This window comes from Nocardia sp. NPDC046763, from assembly GCF_040645495.1.
In the GTDB taxonomy this organism is placed as follows: Bacteria; Actinomycetota; Actinomycetes; order Mycobacteriales; family Mycobacteriaceae; genus Nocardia.
The window spans coordinates 363452-378356 of record NZ_JBEYYI010000004.1 but is presented as its reverse complement, the minus strand read 5'-3'; the positions used below and the strand labels follow the sequence as shown (position 1 = coordinate 378356).

15 protein-coding genes and 1 pseudogene are annotated in these 14905 nt (G+C 66.3%); 4 read left to right on the top strand and 12 right to left on the bottom strand.

Annotated elements, in window-relative coordinates; translation table 11 throughout:
- Window positions 1-4 precede the first annotated feature (4 nt).
- Window positions 5-1030, bottom strand: coding sequence for a tryptophan--tRNA ligase (gene trpS / locus ABZ909_RS09090; protein WP_356997201.1), 1026 nt, complete (start codon window positions 1028-1030; stop codon window positions 5-7).
- A gap of 141 nt (window positions 1031-1171) precedes the next feature.
- A complete protein-coding gene (locus tag ABZ909_RS09085; protein WP_356997199.1) occupies window positions 1172-2116 on the bottom strand; it encodes an oxygenase MpaB family protein in 945 nt (314 codons plus the stop codon).
- A gap of 113 nt (window positions 2117-2229) precedes the next feature.
- On the opposite strand from ABZ909_RS09085, the gene ABZ909_RS09080 reads away from it, so the two are divergent.
- On the top strand, window positions 2230-2868 hold the full coding sequence (locus tag ABZ909_RS09080; protein WP_356997197.1) for a TetR/AcrR family transcriptional regulator: 639 nt from the start codon (window positions 2230-2232) through the stop codon (window positions 2866-2868).
- A gap of 154 nt (window positions 2869-3022) precedes the next feature.
- Here ABZ909_RS09080 and ABZ909_RS09075 read toward each other — a convergent pair whose 3' ends face one another.
- The 9 genes and pseudogenes from ABZ909_RS09075 to ABZ909_RS09035 form a co-directional block, all read right to left on the bottom strand.
- Complete coding sequence (locus ABZ909_RS09075; RefSeq protein ID WP_356997196.1) at window positions 3023-4156, bottom strand: PQQ-binding-like beta-propeller repeat protein; 1134 nt, start codon at window positions 4154-4156, stop codon at window positions 3023-3025.
- A 132-nt stretch (window positions 4157-4288) separates the two neighbouring features.
- On the bottom strand, window positions 4289-5983 hold the full coding sequence (locus ABZ909_RS09070) for an alkaline phosphatase family protein (protein WP_356997194.1): 1695 nt from the start codon (window positions 5981-5983) through the stop codon (window positions 4289-4291).
- 115 nt (window positions 5984-6098) lie between these two features.
- Window positions 6099-6605 (bottom strand): barstar family protein, encoded by a 507-nt coding sequence (locus tag ABZ909_RS09065; RefSeq protein WP_356997192.1) that lies wholly within the window; start codon window positions 6603-6605, stop codon window positions 6099-6101.
- Complete coding sequence (locus tag ABZ909_RS09060) at window positions 6606-7112, bottom strand: ribonuclease domain-containing protein (RefSeq protein ID WP_356997190.1); 507 nt, start codon at window positions 7110-7112, stop codon at window positions 6606-6608. It abuts the gene before it with no gap.
- Window positions 7109-7231 (bottom strand): annotated as a pseudogene (locus ABZ909_RS09055) (exodeoxyribonuclease III); the annotation flags it as partial. The pseudogene ABZ909_RS09055 and the gene ABZ909_RS09060, both read right to left, overlap by 4 nt.
- 260 nt (window positions 7232-7491) lie before the next feature.
- A complete protein-coding gene (locus ABZ909_RS09050; RefSeq protein WP_356997188.1) occupies window positions 7492-8328 on the bottom strand; it encodes a helix-turn-helix transcriptional regulator in 837 nt (278 codons plus the stop codon).
- Window positions 8325-8837 carry a DUF6879 family protein gene (locus ABZ909_RS09045; RefSeq protein ID WP_356997187.1) on the bottom strand — a complete coding sequence of 171 codons (513 nt, stop codon included), beginning with the start codon at window positions 8835-8837 and terminating at the stop codon, window positions 8325-8327. Before ABZ909_RS09045 ends, ABZ909_RS09050 begins: the two co-directional genes overlap by 4 nt.
- Window positions 8818-9147, bottom strand: a complete 330-nt coding sequence (locus tag ABZ909_RS09040) for a hypothetical protein (RefSeq protein ID WP_356997185.1) — start codon at window positions 9145-9147, stop codon at window positions 8818-8820. Before ABZ909_RS09040 ends, ABZ909_RS09045 begins: the two co-directional genes overlap by 20 nt.
- A 921-nt stretch (window positions 9148-10068) precedes the next feature.
- The gene (locus ABZ909_RS09035; protein WP_356997183.1) at window positions 10069-10875 is read right to left on the bottom strand and encodes an exodeoxyribonuclease III; all 807 of its coding nucleotides are present in this window, start codon (window positions 10873-10875) and stop codon (window positions 10069-10071) included.
- Window positions 10876-10944: 69 nt separating this feature from the next.
- Between ABZ909_RS09035 and ABZ909_RS09030 the strand changes: the two genes are divergently transcribed.
- Window positions 10945-11799: an alpha/beta hydrolase gene (locus ABZ909_RS09030; RefSeq protein WP_356997181.1), complete on the top strand. Its 855-nt coding sequence runs from the start codon at window positions 10945-10947 to the stop codon at window positions 11797-11799.
- Window positions 11800-12067: 268 nt separating this feature from the next.
- A complete protein-coding gene (locus ABZ909_RS09025) occupies window positions 12068-12886 on the top strand; it encodes an SAM-dependent methyltransferase (RefSeq protein ID WP_356997179.1) in 819 nt (272 codons plus the stop codon).
- Window positions 12887-12939: 53 nt separating this feature from the next.
- On the opposite strand, the gene ABZ909_RS09020 is transcribed toward ABZ909_RS09025, so the two are convergent.
- Window positions 12940-13296 (bottom strand): immunity 51 family protein, encoded by a 357-nt coding sequence (locus tag ABZ909_RS09020; protein WP_356997178.1) that lies wholly within the window; start codon window positions 13294-13296, stop codon window positions 12940-12942.
- A 192-nt stretch (window positions 13297-13488) separates the two neighbouring features.
- Between ABZ909_RS09020 and ABZ909_RS09015 the strand changes: the two genes are divergently transcribed.
- A complete protein-coding gene (locus ABZ909_RS09015) occupies window positions 13489-14835 on the top strand; it encodes a family 1 glycosylhydrolase (protein ID WP_356997177.1) in 1347 nt (448 codons plus the stop codon).
- Window positions 14836-14905: the final 70 nt, after the last annotated feature.

The window sequence follows — 14905 nt, the reverse complement described above, 5'->3', positions numbered from 1 at the left end:
CGGTTCAGCGGGCCAGGAAGCCCACCCGGTCGTACACCTGCGCGAGAGTCTTCCCGGCGACCTCCCGCGCCCGCTCGGCCCCGGCGGCGAGGATGCGGTCGAGTTCACCCTGGTCGGACATGTATTCTTGCACCTTCGCGCGCAGCGGCGTCACGAACTCGATGAGCGCGTCGGCGGTGTCCGATTTCAGGTCACCGTAGCCCTTGCCGGCGTAGTCCTGTTCGAGCGTGACGATGGGGGTGTCGGTCAGCGAGCTGAGGATGACCAGCAGATTGCTGACGCCCGCCTTGGTCTCCGGGTCGTAGCGGATCTCGCGCTCGGTGTCGGTGACCGCGGAGCGAATCTTCTTCGCCGAGACCTTGGGATCGTCGAGCAGGTTGAGCAGGCCCGCGTCGGAGTTCGCCGACTTGCTCATCTTCGCGGTGGGATCCTGCAGGTCGTAGATCTTGGCGGTGCCGGTCACGATGTGCGGCTCGGGCACCACGAAGGTCTTCTTGTAGCGAGTGTTGAAGCGCTGCGCCAGGTTTCGGGTCAGCTCCAGATGCTGGCGCTGGTCCTCGCCGACCGGCACCAGCTGGGCGCGGTAGAGCAGGATGTCGGCGGCCATCAGCACCGGGTAGGTGAACAGCCCGACGGTGGCATTGTCCGCGCCCTGCTTGACCGACTTGTCCTTGAACTGGGTCATCCGGCTCGCCTCGCCGAACCCGGTGATGCAGTTCAGCACCCACGCCAGCTCGGCATGCTCGGGCACCTGAGACTGCACGAAGAGCGTGGACTTCTTGGGGTCCAGCCCCAGGGCCAGCAGCTGCGCGGCCGAGATCTTGACCCGCGTACGCAGCTGCTTCGGGTCCTGCGGCACCGTGATGGCGTGCAGGTCCGGGATGAAATAGAAGGCGTCGTAGTCGTCCTGCAACCGCACCCAATACTGCAGCGCGCCAAGGTAGTTGCCGAGGTGGAAGGAATCGCTGGTGGGCTGGATTCCGGACAGTACCCGCTGCTTACGCTCAGCGACCGGCTCAGAACTCGACATGAGCTGAGCTTAAATTGCGCCTCCACCTCGTTCCGGGGCGGGTTCCTTCCCCATCGCGACCATGGTCGACCTCCGCCACCCCATCCCCGTCACCGCCCGCCACTGACCGACCCCCGGCGGCACCCGCTGCTGATCGGGCGTTTACGCCCCGAGCCGGTCGGAGAGGGGGCGGGGGTCGATGCCGGGCATCGAGGGGCGGCCGGAGCCGACCAGGCGTTGTTCTCGGCGGGTGGCCAGTTTGTAGAGGGGGTAGCTGGGGCCGGTCATGGGGGCGGTCAGGGGGTTGCCGAGCAGGGGTGGGGAGAGGTGGGCGGTGCGGACTGCGCGGGACAGGCTGCGGAAGGCGAGCTGCTCGCGGAGGCCCCAGTCGAGGTCGTACAGGTCGCGGACGCGCTTGGGCAGGCTGCCCTGGACCAGGAGGGAGAAGCCGGTGAGGGCCTGCTGGATGGGGGTCGGTAGGGGGTGGGGGACGCGCTGGCCCATGAGGTAGGAGCCCACGAGTTTGGCCTCCTCGGTGAGGTGGGGCTCGTCGGAGGCCAGGTACCCGTCGAAGTAGTCGCGGAATTCGCGGTAGGTGTAGGGGGCGGCGCTGCGCGGCATGCCGAACAGTTCGCCCCAGCGCACGTAGTCCTGGTACAGACCTTCGCGTTCGGTCGGGGTGAGGCGGCGGACCAACAGGTCGTGCATGACCTCGGCGGAATCGAAGGTGAAGGCCATGGTCATGAACATCAGATGCGGGTCGGCCGCGGAGTAGTGGGTGCCGGCCGGGTTGGCCGCGCCCGCGTCCTCGGGCAGCACACCGTCGACCGGGGCGTGCCGTTTGCGGGTGAAAGCCCGTGCGCGATCGGCTTCTTCGCGGGTGCCCAGGGAGACTGCCTCGAACAGGCGGCCGGTGAGGGCGAGCCGGGTGTAAGGCGTGGTCCGATGCTGGGTGTTCTCGGCGGTTCCGACATAGAGCAGCGGATGCACCGCGCCGATCACCAGCGCGCGCTGACCGTAGGTGAGTCCGACCGCGCGCTTGCGCATGACCCTGCGAATCATCGAGTCGTCGGAGAAGTAGCCGCTCTGAGCCGTGCGTGCAGGCATCGTTGCCTCCCGGTGGGTGTGATGCGGGCCATCACATCTGGAAATAGAATCCCCCAGATTTCTAATTCTGGCAAGACCTTTTGCCAGAATCCCGGCCGTGCCAGAATCGATTCGTGACCGGGCAACGGACCTACGGCGGCATCTCCGCGGACGAACGTCGCACCCAGCGCCGCACCGCCCTGCTCGACGCCGCCCTCGACATCCTCGGCACCCAGGGCATCGACAAGCTCACCGTCTCCGCCCTGTGCACCGGTGCGGGCCTCAACGAGCGCTACTACTACGAGAACTTCGACAACCGCGACGCCGTGCTCTCGGCACTGTTCGACTCCATCGCCGAGGAGCTGGCCGGCGCCCTGCTCGCCGGACTGCACGCGGCCCCCGACGACCCGCGCGCCAAGGCGCACGCCGCCATCACCGCGGGCATCCACGTCCTCACCGACGATCCGCGCAAGGCCCGGGTGGCCCTGGTGGTCAGCTCCGCCACCCCCGAATTACGCACCCGCACAACGCACACCATCAAGGCGTTCGCGAATATCGTTGCGGCCGAGGGCATCGACTTCTACGGGCTCACCGAGGGCGACCCCGAGCCCGTGATCGGTTTCCGCGCCACCTACCTGGTCGGCGGCCTGGTCCAGACCCTCGCGGCCTGGCTCCAGGGCGATATCTTCATGACCCGCGACGAACTCATCGACGCCACCACCGACGTTTTCGTGCTGCTGGGCGAGGATCTGGCTCGGCGGATCCCCCGCTGAGCCACGCGCTGATCCATTCGGGAATCTCCGCGCGGGGAAAACATCTCCAGTTCGCGGCGCAATTGGCCGGCGGCGGGCTGCGGCATCCATCGATCTTCCTCGACTCCCACTCCCCTTGCGGCCCGAATCGTAGCCCACCGCAGGGGAATCCGAATCAGCGCACGATGGCGATCACGGCGGACGCACCCGCGTCGTCCTCGGTGGATTCGACATAGCAGTGGGCGTCGCCGACGGCGAAGGACACCTGCGATCCGGCCTTGTCCGGAATCGATTGCGTCCAGCGGATGGCACTGGTGTGTGCGTCGATCGCGCGTAGGGTGCGAGCGGCCAGCAGGTAGAAGGCCCCCGCGCTCGGGTATCCGGCGACATCGGCCGCGACGCCCTGATCGGCGATGCCGATACTCCACAGCTTGGCCGCCTCGCCGCCGGGAGTCATGGCATGCAGCCTCGTACCGTCACACAGGTAGTAGGCGTCGCCGGAACCGAAGACGGCGCCGGCCGTGTAGGGCAGAGCGGGCGTGGTCCACAGCGCCGCACCGGTTTTCGGATCCAGGCCGGAGACGATGTGGGCGCCGTCGGTCGCCAGCACGGCGCCCTGGACCAGACCGGAGGCGATGGTGCTGGCCGAGACCGCCGAGTCGCCCGCGCGGGACCAGATAGTCGCACCGGTCCCCAGGTCGATGGCGGCGAGATCGCCGCCGGTCCCTGGATTCTGGTTGTAGAGGAGCGAACCGCTGTCGGGCACCGACAGCGCCTCGGCGTCGCAGGGCACCCGCCACCGGGCGGCCTTGCTCTTCATGTCCACGGCCCACGCCTCGCGTCCGCCCTTGTCGTGATCGGAGGCGATCAGATAGAGCACCCCGTCCCGCACACCGAAGACTCCGGCGAGCACGACCCCCTCGGGTGCGTCGAAGGACCAATTCCGTTTCCCCGACGCCAGATCCACGGCCACGGCCCGGTCTCCGGCGGCATCGGGTTCGGCCCCGCAGACTACGAGAGCGTTGCTCCAGACGCAGGAGTGACGGCCGATTCCCGGTGTCGTGATCGGGAACCGCCACAACTCACGGCCGCTCTGGGCCTCGAGCCCCGTGAGCACGGCGGCGGTTTCCACCACCACCGTGCCGGCATCGTATCGCAGTCCTCGCACCGCGCCGTCGACCTGGTATTCCCAGGCGATGCTCCCGGACGCCGCGGTCCCCGCCACCCGCCGCGGCGCGGCGCACGCCGCCGCCACCCCGGCGAGGGCGAGAATCGCCCCGTCCCGCAACACTTTTCGACGACCGATCACAACCGAACCCCACTCGCTCGACACACTGTCAGCGACTATAGGGGGAACCGGCCTCGCCCGAATACAAAACCGCCCGGCCTTTTCCGATGGATCGGGTCCAGTGGATCGGGCCGGGCGGTCTGCGAATCCGGGCTAGCTCGCGGCGCCGGTCTTCGGGTCGAGCTGCAGGGCCGGCTGCGCGGCGGCCTTGAAGTCGAACATGGCGTCGAGGGTGCCGGCCTTCTCGTCGAACGAGTCGTCGCCGATGCGGCCGGTCTTCCAGTTGTCCTCGATGAACTTCAGCACCGAGGCCTGGTCGGTCACGCCGTGGTCGACGAAGTTGGCCTTCGAGTAAGGCGAGACCACCAGCAGCGGCACGCGCTGACCGTAGCCGCAACGGCCCTGGTACTTGGCCGGATTCGCCTTGGCGTCACCGCAGACGCCGGGGCCGCTGTAGCCGTCCTGTTCGGAGGCGGAGTTCATGACCAGCTTGGGGGCCGCGTGGTCGTACCAGCCGTCGGAGTCGTCGTAGGCGATGACGACCGCGGTGTCCTTCCACTCCGGCAGCTTCTGCAGGTGGTTCATGGTCTCCACCAGGAACTGCTGCTCGTCCAGCGGATCGGAGTAGGCGGCGTGGCCGTCCTGGTAGCCGGGGGCCTTCAGGTAGCTGACAGCGGGCATGTTGCCCTTGTCGGCGGCGGCCCAGAAGTCGGTCAGGTCGTACTGGTGATTGGCCTGATCGTCGTGGCCGATCTTGTCGACCGAGGTCGGCGGCAGGTGGTGCGGGTTGGCCGTCGACGCGAAGTACTGGAACGGCTCGTGGTGCGGGATGTAGTCGCCCTTGGTGTCCCAGCCCTTGTCACCGGTCTTGGCGCCGGTACCGCCCAGCGCCACACCGACATTGTGGGTGGCGCCGCAGACGGCCTTGCCGTCCTTGGTGGCGGTGGGCTTGAAGCCGCCCTGGAAGAAGCCCCAGCTGACGCCCTTCTTGGTGAGCAGGTCGCCGATGGTGGTGCCGCTCATCTGAACGGTGTCGCGGTTGGAGCAGTCGTCGCCGTAGGGCTGCGGGTCGCCCACCACGGTGCCCTGGCCGTTGCCGGCGTTCTCCAGCACGGTGTCGACCGGGAAGGGCTGGCCCGGCTTGGGCGGCTCCATCTTGGTGACGCCGTGGGTCTGGCCCGCGACCAGGTTCAGCGCGCCGACGGTGGACGGGCCGAAGGTGGAGGTCCAGGAGTTGTCGCTCATGGCGTAGTGCTGCGCGTAGTTCCACAGCGCGGTCACCGAATTGCCGTCGTAGTAGCCCATGACCAGGCCCTGCGGGCCGTAGGTCGGCGGCTTGCAGGCGCTGCCCTCGGACACGTTGGTGTGCTCGACGAACTGGTCCATCTTGCTGCCGTCGAGGGCGAGCTGCTCGTCCTTGTACTCGTGGTCCTGGTCGCAGGTGATCTGCTGGCTCGGACCGCCGAGGCGCACGGGCTGCGCCTTGTTGGGGTTCTTGGTGAGCAGATCCGGCGTGAGGCCGTCCACCTTCGGCGTGTTCGGCTGCGCGGTGAACGTGGTGCCGTCGGTGTTGGCCGCGTTCGGGTAGGTGCCGAAGTAGTGATCGAAGGAGACGTTCTCCTGGAAGATCACCACCACGTGCTTGATGGGCGTCGCGGTGTCGGCGTCCGGAGCCGCCTTGTCGGACGACGACGAACACGAGGTGGCGCCCAGCGCGAGCAGCGCGGCGAACGCGGCGGCGGCGGCGCGGCTTCGTCCACCGAAGCGTCGGCCATGGGCGACTGCCGGGCTTGGGCGACGGTTATGGGCGACTGCCAGGCTTGGGCGACGACGTGCCGAGGCAGGCATGGAACCTCCAGGTCGATCCGGATCGCGTCAGGCCGCGATCGCATAGCGGAACCATTGCAGCGTCCAGGACAGTTTTGTTCGACCGCAGGTTAACTGAAGGGGAAAGTCCGGTGAATCAAGAATTTTCGGTTTCGGGGTCCAGAGCCAGGGGTGTCACCGGCAGTCCGGGTGGGGTGGCGTCCTGCAGGACCACGCGGAAAGGGATGCCGCGGGCCGCCCAGATGGTCGCGCAGTCGGCCATGGCCTCGGCGAACCAGTCGCGTTCGTCGGGCTGCCGGTCGAGCATGAGCGCGGCATTGCGGATCACCACCACGTATCCCTGTGCGGCTCCGACGAATTCGTCGAGGTCGCGTAGGCACTCGTCGAAGGCGTCCTTGTTCTCCCCGAAGTAGTAGGGGAATTGGAAGGCGGCGGCGAACTCGTCGAAAACCTCGGTGACCGTACGCATCTTGCGGCCGCGCAGTTCCCGGGCGAGGTAGTCGTCCGGAATCCGGTAACGGACGCCGGAGAATTCGGCCGCGCCGATGGGCAGCACCCCGAGCACCGGAGCGGGGGCCCGGCGCTCGGCGACTTCAGCGGCGGGGGCGGAGAGGAACTGCGACAGCGGCATCGGCTCGGTCATTCAGCGTATCCTCGTGAAGGTTTTGTAGTGGTCCCCCGTGTAATACGCCGACCCGTCGCTGCCGGTGATGATGCGCTCGGCGTCGCGGGTCTGGCCGGGCTGCTTGGGATTCACATCCCACTCCTGATAGCTGATCGCCTTGCCGGAGGCGTCCTTGCGGGGCAGGCTGCCGTCCCGGTTGTTCCAGGTGTCGCCGCCGTGGGTGCCGGGCGCGTTGGCGGAGCCCGGCCAGCGACCGGCGTCGATTTCGACCAGGGTCTTGTACGCCTGATCGGGCACACCGGGCACCTTGGAAGGCGGGGCCGATTGATCGGCCATGCCGGGAGCCGGTGTGACGCCGCCCGGTTTGGCGGTCGTCTTGACCACCGACGTGACAACGGGTTTGGCGCTGCCGGTGTTGTGCGGATGGTCGGTGTTGATCCGGTTGGCGACGATGGCGGCGATCAGCGCGAGCACGGCCACGCCCAGCGTCAACCAGGCGCTCTGCTGCTTGGACAGCTTCTTCATCGGTACTGCACCGTCACCGGCGCGTGGTCGGACCAGCGTTCGGCATAGGTCGCGGCCCTCGCCACCACGGCCTGCTCGGCACGGGCTGCGATCTCCCCACGAGCCAGTCGATAGTCGATGGGCAACCGGATCGACTCGGTTCCGCAAACCAGAGAATCCCTGTTGACCGGGTAAGAAACCGTGCTGCCGACCCCTTTGAGCGCCTTACTGGTTGCTCGGCTATCCGTCATGACTGACGAATCTACGTCACCACCCGGCAGTTGGAGCACCGTCGGAACCGTGTGTGCTGGAGAGGAACGGACAGCGGCCGCGGCGACCACCGACCTGAATGTTTCGCCACTTGAATAGGTGGCCGCGCACTCGGATGTCCGCGGCAACCTCAGTGGGACCGCGTTTCGAGCGCTCGGCGGATCAGCCGCCGGGCTGGCTCACCGGTCACCGACTGGTTGACCAGAACGTCGAACGTCCGGTGATACACCCTGATCTCTCGCGGCTGAGTGATCGATAGCTCAGCCGTAATCCCTTCCACCAAAACCTTTTTGGAATCGAACATCACGAAGCCTGTTGTGGCGGTTTCGAACGGTGCAGTGCGGGGGACGATCCCCAACGTCACCCGGGGCATCCCCTGGACGGCCAGCAAGCGGTCCATCTGGCCGGCCATGACCTGATCATCACCAACCGTGGTGTACAACGCTTGCTCAGCGATGACGAAATGAAACAAGTGGTCTCGCTGATACAACACCTGCTGGCGCTCCATGCGCTTGGACACGCCTTGGTCCAGATCATTCGGTATCTGCTGGAACTCGATCAATTTCCGCAGGATGCCTGCGGCGTAGTCGGCAGTTTGCAGCAACCCAGGAACAAGCATCGGTTCATGCCAGCGGAGTATCCGAGCCTCCGACTCCCATTTGATAGACGCTTGCTGGCGTCGCCGGGTCCCGGTACTCAGCACCTTCCGCCACTCCAGGTAGGCCGTATCGATGTGCTGCCGGGTCGCAACCAGATCCGAGAGCTGATCCTCAGCACCGCACTCCCGGCAATACGCTTCCAGGTCCTCACGCGAAGGCTTGACCTTGCCGTACTCGATCTTGGAAACCTTGCTCGGGTCCCAATGGCTACGCCGGGCAAGCTCAGCACCGCTGATACCCGCATGAAAACGAATCTCCCGAAGCCGTGCCCCGAGAGATTCGCGCTGTTGGTGAATCGTTTCAGTCACTGGCGGTGGTACTCCGTGTACGGCGTACTCAGCGACCAGAACCGTTGTTTGAGTTGGTTGCAGTACTCGGCAATATGCGGATCTGTGGTAACCGCTCCCGACGAGCCTCCGCCCTGCCCGAACGCAGAGAAGATCACTAGCTCATCATCGATCAGCCAGAAGTCATCCGGGGGTACGTCCTCCCCCGCCAGATGCCGGGGCAGATACCGGATGTCTTCCCCGGCCCTGATGTTCAGCTCAGCAATCGCCAGCGCGAACCTCGTGTAGTCGGTGTGAGGTTCGGTGACGATGCGGACACGGGTAACCGCTACGCCACGGCCGGTCGTTTCCTGTACAAGCTCAGTCCACGACTGAAACCACGCGTAATCGTCGGGCTCCCCTGCAAGGAAACGCCTCAACGGTTCGTGCTCGTACGGTTCAGCGTAGGAGTCGAGTACCTCGAGGTGGAACGCTTCCCGTTTGCAGGACCGAAGCAGGTCCGGGAAACCCTCATCGGGTAGGAGCCGCACCGTAGAACGTCCTTTCACGCCTGGGAACCAGGATCACAGTCTCGTCATCGGCAATGTCCAACTGTCCCAACGTTTCTGCGTCCGCGACCAGGGCCCCTTGGAGGGTGAACGTTCCCCGGCCGGTGTCGGTCAAGGTCGCACCGATGAACGTATCCGGCTCCAAGAACCCGAGTAGCAGGTGAGGCAACTCGACGGTACCGACACGGTCGGTCTTCCACGCTTGGACCACATAACCGCGCTGGTCGTCCACCAGCAGGGAAGGGCATCCGTTGTTGGTGCTTCCGCCCTTGCCCAGAAAACGTAACGACATGATCAGTCCTCCCTGTTGATCCGTGCTTGTTGTTGCACGTAGCCATTCGATTGTTGCGCGGCAAGGCTGGCTGTGTAGTGGGGAAATCCAAATGTGCACGAATGAGCACGAGCATGGACCTGAACGCTTGCCGGTTCGTAGCGTCGGTATAGGCGTCCAGGGCCGGTGAGAGAGGCCCTGTCCTGGGCGCCTCACCAACCAGGCGACGACAGGGGCGGAGATGCCGGAAGACGGATTGCCTGAATCCCTAACGGAAGCAATCGAGATGGCGCGTTCCATGGCTGGGCCGGACAAAGCAGTGATCTACATCTTCCGGCCGTTGCTGACGACCAAGGCTGATCTGGACTGGGCGGAGTTCTACTGCCGTCAACGTGCACACAAACTAGGGCTCCGGGTGTGCTGGGTACTGGTGGCCGACAACTCGGACGCTGACCGAATGGGGATGCTGTACCGGCTCCTGCGCCGGATCGACTGTGCGGTGGTGATAACTCCAAACCTTGCGCATGTCGGCGGAAACCCAAGGCGTGTAACGGCTTTCGCTGAACTTCAGACCGTCGAACCTGCTGCGTGTCATCACTGGCGGACCAAGGTGCCACGCAGCGAGTTGGCCGAAGCGCTGGCGCTGGACAGCACCGGGGAGAGTGCTGGTTCTCCAGCGCCCGAAGGCCATTCCGATGCTCGGGAGCCACGAGAGGAGGTGAGGCGATAACCGATTGAACGCACTTCACGGGAAGACCCGGCCCCCGATTGCAACCGTTCCGGGGTCTTCAGGAGCCCCCAGCCACAGGAGAAGGCTGGGGGCTCTTCGTTGTCAACGAACGGCGACGCTTGCCGACTGGAACAAGACCGATCATGCTGCCGTGGAACTCCACGGCTACCGGCGCATGAACCGACCAGCGCTCTGCTGCTCGGAGAGCTTCTTCATCGGTACTGCACCGTCACCGGCGCGTGGTCGGACCAGCGTTCGGCGTAGGTCGCGGCCTTCTCCACCACGGCCTGCTTGGCACGGGCCGCGATCTCGCCGCGCGCCAGCTGGTAGTCGATGCGCCAGCCCGCGTCATTGTCGAAGGCGCGGCCGCGGTAGGAGTGCCAGCTGTAGGGGCCGGGCACGCCGGGATGCAGTTCGCGGACCACGTCCACGTAGCCGGCGGCCAGCATGGACGACACCCAGGCGCGTTCCTGCGGCAGGAAGCCCGCGTTCTTGACGTTGCCCTTCCAGTTCTTGATGTCGAGCTCGGTGTGCGCGACATTCCAGTCGCCCATGATCACGAACTCGCCCGGATGGGCCAGCATGCGCGCACCGATGGCGTCCAGGAAGCGGTACTTCTCGTCCTGCAGCGGGGTGTCGGCCTCGCCGGTGTGGACGTAGACGCTCGCGATGGTGAGATCGTTGAAGTCGGCCTCGACATAGCGGCCGAGCGTGGCGAATTCCTCGACGGGAGACCAGCTTCTGTCCCGGAACAGGCCGACGCCGACACGCACCGCGTCGGGCTGGTGCCGGGACAGGATCGCCACGCCCGCCCGCCCCTTCAGGCCCGGTTCGGCATGGCTGAGGAACCATCCGGCGTCCAGCGCGGGCGCCAGCGCGCTACGCGTTTGCTCATCGGTTGCCCGAGTCTCCTGCAGGCAGACGATGTCGGCCTCGGTCGCGGCCAGCCACTCGAGCAATCCCTTGCCCGCCGCGGCACGCACCCCGTTCACGTTGCACGTACTGATGATTTTCGCCACTTTACGACCGTACAATGCGGCTTACCGACTCTCTTCACGGACATCGAGGTCCAGGAAGGGGTGACGACGATGACGTCAGGCACCACCCGGCCCACCGCCCCGCCCGCGCCCATCCGCGCGCTCCACACCGGCTCCGGCGAACCACTGCTCCTGCTGCACGGATTCATGCTGTCCCCGCATTGCTGGGAGCAGGTGGCACAGCGCATGTCGAGCCATTGCGAAGTGTTCGCTCCGGCCTTCACCGGGCACTGGGGCGGTCCCGAGCTCGAGGGCTGGTACCTCGACGTCAGCGCCCTGGCCGACCGCGTGGAGGACCAGCTCGACGAGATGGGCTGGCGCACCTGCCATATAGCGGGCAATTCGCTCGGCGGCTGGGTCGGCTTCGAGCTGGCCCGCCGGGGCCGGGCCCGCACCCTCACCGCTATCGCGCCCGCGGGCGGCTGGCAAACCCCCTCCACGCTGCAACTTCGAGTCGGGCTGAAGTTCCTGTCGATGGTGCCTTTCGTGGAGATCGGCAAGCATCTGCCGACCGCCATCGCCTACAGCGGGCTCGTCCGGCAGGTGGTGGCGCTGTTGCTCACCAAGAACACCGAGGCGGCCTCGCGAGCGGGCATCGAGGCGGCCATCACCTCGGCCATGCACTGCAAGGCGATGCTGCCGATGCTGGTGAGCGGCCTGCGATTCCCGGCCCTCGAGCACCTGGCCACGCTGCGCACCCCGGTGCGGCTGCTCATGTGCGAGAACGACCGGATCATCCCGAATCGCCTGTACGCCCGCCGGTTCCTGGAGGAACTACCGGAATCGGCGGACCGCATCCTGGTCCACGACGTCGGCCACGTCCCCATGCTCGAGGCGCCCGACCGCATCGCGACGCTGATCGCCGAGCACGTCTACGCCAGCCGCACCCGCCTGCGGGCGGTCTGACGAGCCCCGAATCACCCACGTTCTCCGGCACGCTCGGCGTTACCTGGAACGGTGCACCGGAACTCGTTCAGTTACATAGGATTACGGCGAATCCACGTCGCCACGTTCGCGGCCCAAGCGCAGGTCGATGGAGCACTCGTTCTGGACCGAGCGGAGCCGAGGAGCGAAGCGGGGAAACGCACGGAGGAAGAACGAGACCTCCAGGGCCGCGAACCCGCCCCGGAGCGAAGCGGAGGGCAAATTCGATATCGACAGGGTGTGTGGAGAAATGACGCAACAACCGCAGGTGGACCAGTCCAAGCCCAGTATCGCCCGGGTGTACGACTATCTCCTGGGCGGCAAGGACAATTACGCGCCCGACCGGGAGGTCGGGGACTTCTTCATCAAGGATCTGCCGGGTTCGGTGGATATCGCGTACGCGAATCGGAATTGCCTCGTGCGCGCCATCGGCGAGATCTCGCGCGCCGGGATCAAGCAGTTCGTCGACATCGGCAGCGGCCTGCCCACCGCCGACAATGTGCACCAGGTGGCGCAGCGGCATCAGTCCGAGCCGCACGTGGTCTATGTCGACAACGACCCCATCGTGCTGGCGCACGGCCGCGCGATCCTGGAGACCGACGAGTTCACCACCGTTATCCAGGCCGATCTGCGTGATTCCGAGGGCATCCGCCACCATCCGGAAGTGGAGCGGCTCATCGACTTCTCGCAGCCGGTGGCCGTGATCTTCAGCGCCATCCTGCATCACCTCAACAATGACGAGAAGCCCGAGCAGGTGGTCCGCTACTGGGCCGACCAGATCTCTTCCGGCAGCATGCTCTACATCTCCCACTTCCGGTCCGGCTTCAACGAGCAGACGCGGGTCGCCGAGCAGAAGTTGCAGTCCACCTTCGGCCGCGGCCGCTGGCGCACCGACGAGGAGATCCTGGGCCTTTTCGGCGATCTCGAAATCCTGGAGCCGGGCCTGGTGCCCTGCTCCCTCTGGCGCCCCGAACCCACCGCCGAGGGCATGGCCCGCATCGGCGGCGACCACCACGATCTCAGCGTCTGGGAGCAGCTGATCTCCGCCGCCCTCTCCCGCAAGCCCTGAGCCCCGAAACCCCTTGCGCCGCCTGCTGATCGCAGCACGCGATCAGCGGGTGTTCAGTCGAACCACTCCGGATCGCCCGCGGCGATGAGTTCGCGCAGGACGGCCGGATCGGCGAGCGCGTCCCGCAGTAGCGCCCCGAGTGCCCGTAGCGCCGGCGCGTCCTGGCCGTACGCGACGAACGTGCCCGCCTCGGGGTCGAAGCTCACCCGTTCCCCCAGCCCGGGCTCGTGCGTCGCCACCGCCGACCGCGCCACTCCCGCCCAGTCGTAACCGTTTCCGTCGTAACCGAATTCGGCGAAGACGGGTTCGGTGGCGAGCATGTGGTTGTCGGACAGCATCAGGCAGTGGTGCCCGGGCTTGTGGTCGTATTCGAAGAACACCAGTGGAGCGAAACTCTCGCGATCGGTCACGCCCCGAACCCTAGCCACGACCCCCGACAAACCGATATTGAGTGAAACACCCTCATGTTGGACGTGTGACCAGTAAAGTCTGGACGGCCACCCGGCCGCGCGGCAAGGGGCCGCGTCCGAAGCACTGTGGGAGATTTCGCTGAGATGAGAACTGCGCGGGTTCTGTGTTCGGTCCTGTCTGCCCTGGCCATCGTGACCAGCGGGTCTGCCGTGGCCGGGGCGGCGCCGGCCGACAGCGGCTCGGGGTCGGGGAGTTCCAGCGGCTCGGGGTCGGGCAGCGCCAGCGGATCCGGGACCGGGAGCGCCGGCGGTGCGCCGACCAGCGTGCCGTCACTCGGCCCCGACTTCATGTGGGGCGTGGCCATGGCGGGATTCCAATCCGAAGGCCATGCGCCGGACAGCAACTGGAGCCGGTACGCGAATTCCGGCAAGGCGCACGACCCGTACGGCAATTCGGTCGACTTCTACGACCGTTACGCCGAGGACATCGATCTGGCGGCCGGGATGGGCCTGAAGGTGTACCGGCTCAGCATCGAATGGGCGCGGGTGCAGCCGCAGCCGAATGCCTGGGACGAGAACGGGTTCCGCTTCTACGACCAGGTCATCCAGAAGATCCGCGCGGCGGGGATGCGGCCCATGCTGACCCTCGACCACTGGGTGATCCCCGGGTGGGAGGCGGATCGCGGGGGCTGGAAGAACCAGGGCATGGTGTCGGACTGGCTCACCAATATGCGCAAGGTGGTCGACCGATATGCGCCCGACGACCCGATGTGGGTGACCATCAACGAGCCCATGGGCTATGTCGCACAGTCGATCAAGATCGGCGACATCGGCGTGCTCGACGCGCTGCCGATGTTCGACCGGCTGGTGCAGGCGCACACCGCGATCTACGACTACATCCACAGCCGCCAGCCCGGCGCGCGGGTGACCAGCAATATCGCGCAGTACCCGATCGTGCAGAACCTGACCGACCTGCTGTTCGCCGACCGTATCCGCGGCAAGCTCGACTTCATCGGCGTCGACTTCTATTACGGCGCCTCGCTGACGCACCTGCCGAGCACCGCGCTGCTGGGCGACGAACTGTGGAAGAACGCCATCGAGCCCGAGGGCATCTACTACGACCTGCGCACCTATACCGAGAAGTTCCCGGGCCTGCCGATCTACGTGGTGGAGAACGGACTTCCCACCGACAATGCCGCCCCGCGCAGCGACGGCTACGACCGCGCCGACCACCTGCGCGATACCGTCTATTGGCTGCAACGCGCCAAGGCGGACGGCATCGACGTGATCGGCTACAACTACTGGAGCCTCACCGACAACTACGAATGGGGCAGCTACTCACCGCGATTCGGCCTCTACACCGTCGACGCGAAGACCGACCCGACCCTCACCCGCCGCCCCACCGACGCCGTCGCCGCCTTCAAATCCATCACCGCCCAGGGCGGCGTCCCCGCCGACTACCGCCCCACCCGCAAACCTGCCCTGTGCTCGATCATCCTGCCCCTGGAGAGCTGCCTGCGCCCGGTCTCCGTCCCGTAGATCGCTACGTCGAACGGCGCCGTGCCGAACCCCGGCGTCCGGGGCCGCCGCCGGCGACTGGTGGCGGCCC